Below are 4246 nucleotides of genomic sequence, written 5' to 3' on the forward strand. Positions count from 1 at the left end.
ACCCAACCCCCCCCCCCCCCCCTCCCTCTCCCCCCCCCCCCCCCCCCCCCCCCCCCCCCCCCCCCCCCCCCCCCCCCCCCCCCCCCCCCCCCCCCCGCCCCCGCCTCTCAGCCCTTCGGAGCGAACATCGGCGCCCAAGAGGCTCTCCCCGGTGGGGCGACCGCTAGGGTTCCCTCCGTTATCACCACAGCACCATCCCGGAGGACTCATGACCGCGCCACGCAAGCCCAGGCGGAACAAGGGCGGCGGCAAGCTCAACCAAGAGCGGGCGAAGGCTGGGGTCGGCGTGCCCAACCCGGGCCCCTCGGGAATCCATACGCTTGATCCCGAGGACGGGGAGCTGTTCGAGCACGACCCGGCCGACATCAGCCCGAACCCCATGAACCAGCGTCTCGGGCTGGGGAACATCGACGAGCTGGTCGACAGCGTCCAGCGTCAGGGCGTCCACACTCCCGGTGCTGTGATGCACACCGACCTGTTCATGGAGATGTACCCGGAGTGGGCAGACCAGGTGCCGCACCCAGATCGGACCTACATCCTTGGTCCGGGCCACCGTCGCCGTGAGGCTGCCCTCAAGACCGGGAAGCCGATGCTGGTGATCCTCCGCGACAAGTGGGCCAAGGAGCGCACGGTCGAGGAGAACCTGATCAGTGAGAACAAGGATCGGGAGAACCTTACGCCCATCGAGCAGGCCCTCCAGCTGGACCTGTTGCGGCGGCGCGGCCTGACCGGTGAGCAGATCGCCGAGCGGGCTGGTTACGGCAGCCGGGGAAGTGTCACCCGGATCCTCAACCTGCTGGACCTCCCGCAGGAGATCCAGGACTCGATTCACGCGGGCAGCACCTCGCCCAAGGCCGGCTACACGCTGTCGACCATCAAGGATGGCCAGGACAGCAACTCCTCCGAAGCTGCGCACGCTCTCCAGTTGAAGGCATTCGGCTGGATGCAGGACGAGAAGATCACGGCGGAGGCTGCGAAGAACCGGCTCAAGCTCGAAGCAACTGTGTTTCCCGCGGGAAACACGAAGTCGAGCCGCTCCGCTCCGATCGATGACACGTCGGAGACGTCGGGAGACGACGGGGACGTTTCCCGCGGGAAACACGACCAGGAGCAGGGAACGGAACAGGCGGGTCCCGCCGGCCAGCAACAGGGCGAGACGTCGATCCCGCATCAGACGACCGGTGATAGCGCCGCAGACGGCAAGCCGTCCGATGGGACCGAGTCCAAGGAGTCGGCCGAGGATCGGAGCAGGCTCCGCGCAGCAGCCGAGTCAGCCGAGCAGCGCGACCTCGCTTGCCGACTCATTCTTTCCGAGGAGCGGTACGCCGGCGCCTCCGAAGTCGACGCGCTCCTGGTCAACGCCGTGCTCAGCCCGAAGGAGTGGAAGGCGGCGGCCACCCGCGCCCACGAGTGGCTGAGGGACCTGGGGAAGGGGCCCAAGGCCGGACGGGCGGCCGCCTACTTCGATGCAGTCGCCGCCGACGGCGATGCCAACCTGAAGCGCCGGGCCGCGTTCGCCATCGCTCTCGCCGCCAACGAGGTACGTGCCTCCCGAACCGACCGCGAATGGGACGACCGCGACCGCGCGCACCTGAAGTTCCTCATCACCAGCAAGGTGGCCTACCAGCCGACCGAGTACGAGCAGGAACTGCTTGGCCTCTCCCTCCAGGAGGCGAAGTGAACACCGCCCTCCCCGGCTCTTCGGAGACTCCCATGAACAGCAGCACCGCAGCGCTCGCCAGAGGACGCGTCCTCGACAAGACCCGCGTCATCGTCTTTGCCCTCAAGGCCGGCGGCACCGCCAAGACCAGCTCCTGTACCAGCCTCGCCACGATCATCGCGCAGCGCGGGTACCGGGTCCTCGTCATCGACCTGGACCCGCAGTGCAACAGCAGCCAGGTCCTGGGCTACAGCACGTTCCGGGACGGGCAACTCGGGATCACGGACGTCATAAAGGAACAGGCCGAGCTGAAGGACGCCGTCGTTCAGGCCCGGTACCAGGTCGATGAGATCGACCCGGAGGACCCTGACGCGGCGTACGAACTGATCGAGAACCTGTACATCGTCCCCGGCAACATCGACGACCCGGACATCGACGAAGCCGAGCGGCTCCTCAACGACCACCGCAACGCCGACTCGTACTGGATTCGCGACGGCTTGGCGGCGATGGACGGTGAATGGGACGCGGTCCTCATCGACTGCCCGGCCACCTACGGGCGCACCACCGTCACCGCGTTCATCGCCCTGGACAAGGACGTCGACGGCGAAGTCCTCCCTCCGGTGCTGTGCACCTTCAAGGAGGCCGGCGCACTCGTGCGCCTGGAGAAGAAGCTCCACGAAATCCGCACCCAGCGGAAGTACATCACCAAGGGCATCTCCCCCGAGGTGAAGCGGATCCTCGCCTGCGCCGCGCCTAACTCCTCATACGGCACCAAGGAGCACTTCAGGACGCTCGCAGAGCTGGAGGACGCCTACGGCGAGCTCCTGTTGCCTCTCGTTCACTGGTCCGGCGAGATGCCGAAGATCTACCGCGACGACTGCCCGGTGCCGATCTTCGCGCCGAACAGCATGCCCGCCCAGGAGTACAACAAGGTCGCCACTGCGCTCGGCTTCGACCGCCGCACCTGACGTTTCCCGCGGGAAACAAGAAGGTTGGAACGCAAAAGGGCCCGGTCCCCGCAGCTCACGGGGACCGGGCCCTTGTTTCCCTCCGGTGTTCGAGCGACCCGAACGGCTTGGAAACTTTTGTTTCCAAGCCCTGAAACGCAAGAAGGCCCGGCTCCCCCGCGATCCATCTGCGGGAGAGCCGGGCCTTCGGCTGTCAGGCTGCCCAGGTCGCGGGCGCGTCTGCGTCGGGATCGGGAATGCCAGTGGCGGTCACCGGTGCGGCCGGGTGCCGCAGCGCGGTGATCGGCATGGCACCGGGTTCAGTGGCAGCCCACACCATGCGCCAGGTGTCGTCCCACTCGCATCCGCAGCCGTAGTCCGGGAGCGGGTGCCGTAAGAAGACGCCGTGGGTGTGAACGGCGCGCGGGATGCGGGGGATGAGGACCGAGGGGTCGTCGCCCGGGTACAGATGCAAGTTCCGCCAGCCGTGGGTCCGGGCCATGTACGCGGCAGCGGCCGCAATGATGTCGGCCCACCGCTGGTGCCCGAGGACCAGGAAGCCGACCGGGTAAAGGTCATCGTCGGCGCCACCGTCGATCCCGGCGACGAACAGGCCCTGGTGGGCGATGAACCCGTGGTCGGCCGCGCCGTCGGCGCAGGGCGTCCAGAGCTGTTCGGCGGGGTACATGGTGCCGTCGTCGCCCTCGCTGGTCTCGATCTCGTACAGGGCCGGGACAGTCACGCGCTCACCCCCGCAACGGCGGCGTCCAGGAGCGCCACTACGTCGGCCTCGTACGGGTCGGCGAACAGCTGGTGGTCGCTGACGTTGAACGGATCGAACCTTGCGGAGACACGATGGCCGGGCACGAGGATGGTCTCCCGCCCGTCCAGCGCGGCGGCGATCCGGTCGTAGTCCTGCTGGGCGTGCCGGATTCGGGTGTAGGGGCCGAGGCGCAGCAGGGTGAAGCCGTCGGGATCGTCGTCGTACCGGTGGGCATCGACGTAGAGGGCGTAGTGGGCAGGGTCCATGCCGAGGTCGTCGGGCAGGGCCAGGTTCGCGGCGGCGTGGGTGAGCAGCGTGTAGCCGGGCTGCCAGAGGCCGAGGATCGCGGTCGTCTGGCAGCGCAGCCAGCCACGGGTGTAGCCGAGCTCGCGGCCATGGAGGTAGGCCGCGGCGTGCGGGGTGTCGGGGTGAACTAGGGCGATGGAGATCATGTCGGGGCCGTGGTCGTCGCCGGGCCGAGGGTGCGCGCGCTCGATGAAGGGGCCGACGTGCACGGCGATGTCACGGGCGCAGCCGGGTGTCCAGGGTTGCGGGTTGCGCAGTGCGGTGAGCGTCGCACGGACGGTGTCGAGGGCGGCCAGGTCCTCGGGAGTAGGGGCGCCGGGGGCGTGGCCGCAGCGGCGGAAGAGTCGCTTCATCGGGTCGGTTCCTGTTCGCGGGTGAGGCGGTTCCAGGGCAGGGCGAGGTTGTCGCCGGCGCGGCGCGGGACGAGGTGGCCGTGGAGGTGGAACACGGTCTGGGTCGCGTCCGGGCCGCAGGAGGTGAGGTAGACGCCTCACGCCCCCAAGCCGTCAAGTCGGTTGCCGAGACGCGCGTGTAGCTTTGCTGCCGGTTCGATTACGGACGCAAGGGGGC

4 protein-coding genes and 1 pseudogene are annotated in these 4246 nt (G+C 68.5%); 2 read left to right on the forward strand and 3 right to left on the reverse strand.

What is annotated here, in order from left to right; all coding sequences use genetic code 11:
• Positions 1-208: 208 nt before the first annotated feature.
• Both ACZ4W9_RS36950 and ACZ4W9_RS36955 read left to right on the forward strand, forming a co-directional pair.
• A complete protein-coding gene (locus ACZ4W9_RS36950; RefSeq protein ID WP_467943397.1) occupies positions 209-1681 on the forward strand; it encodes a ParB/RepB/Spo0J family partition protein in 1473 nt (490 codons plus the stop codon).
• A gap of 32 nt (positions 1682-1713) precedes the next feature.
• Positions 1714-2628 (forward strand): ParA family protein, encoded by a 915-nt coding sequence (locus ACZ4W9_RS36955; RefSeq protein ID WP_467943399.1) that lies wholly within the window; start codon positions 1714-1716, stop codon positions 2626-2628.
• Positions 2629-2821: 193 nt separating this feature from the next.
• Here ACZ4W9_RS36955 and ACZ4W9_RS36960 read toward each other — a convergent pair whose 3' ends face one another.
• The 3 genes and pseudogenes from ACZ4W9_RS36960 to ACZ4W9_RS36970 all read right to left on the reverse strand — a co-directional run.
• Entirely contained in the window at positions 2822-3349 is a 528-nt protein-coding gene (locus tag ACZ4W9_RS36960; RefSeq protein ID WP_467943401.1) for a hypothetical protein, read from the reverse strand.
• Complete coding sequence (locus tag ACZ4W9_RS36965) at positions 3346-4029, reverse strand: hypothetical protein (RefSeq protein ID WP_467943403.1); 684 nt, start codon at positions 4027-4029, stop codon at positions 3346-3348. Before ACZ4W9_RS36965 ends, ACZ4W9_RS36960 begins: the two co-directional genes overlap by 4 nt.
• Positions 4026-4148, reverse strand: a pseudogene (locus ACZ4W9_RS36970) (HIT domain-containing protein); the annotation flags it as partial. The gene ACZ4W9_RS36965 and the pseudogene ACZ4W9_RS36970, both read right to left, overlap by 4 nt.
• Positions 4149-4246 lie beyond the last annotated feature (98 nt).

It is taken from the genome of Streptomyces sp. NPDC029296 (assembly GCF_055569255.1).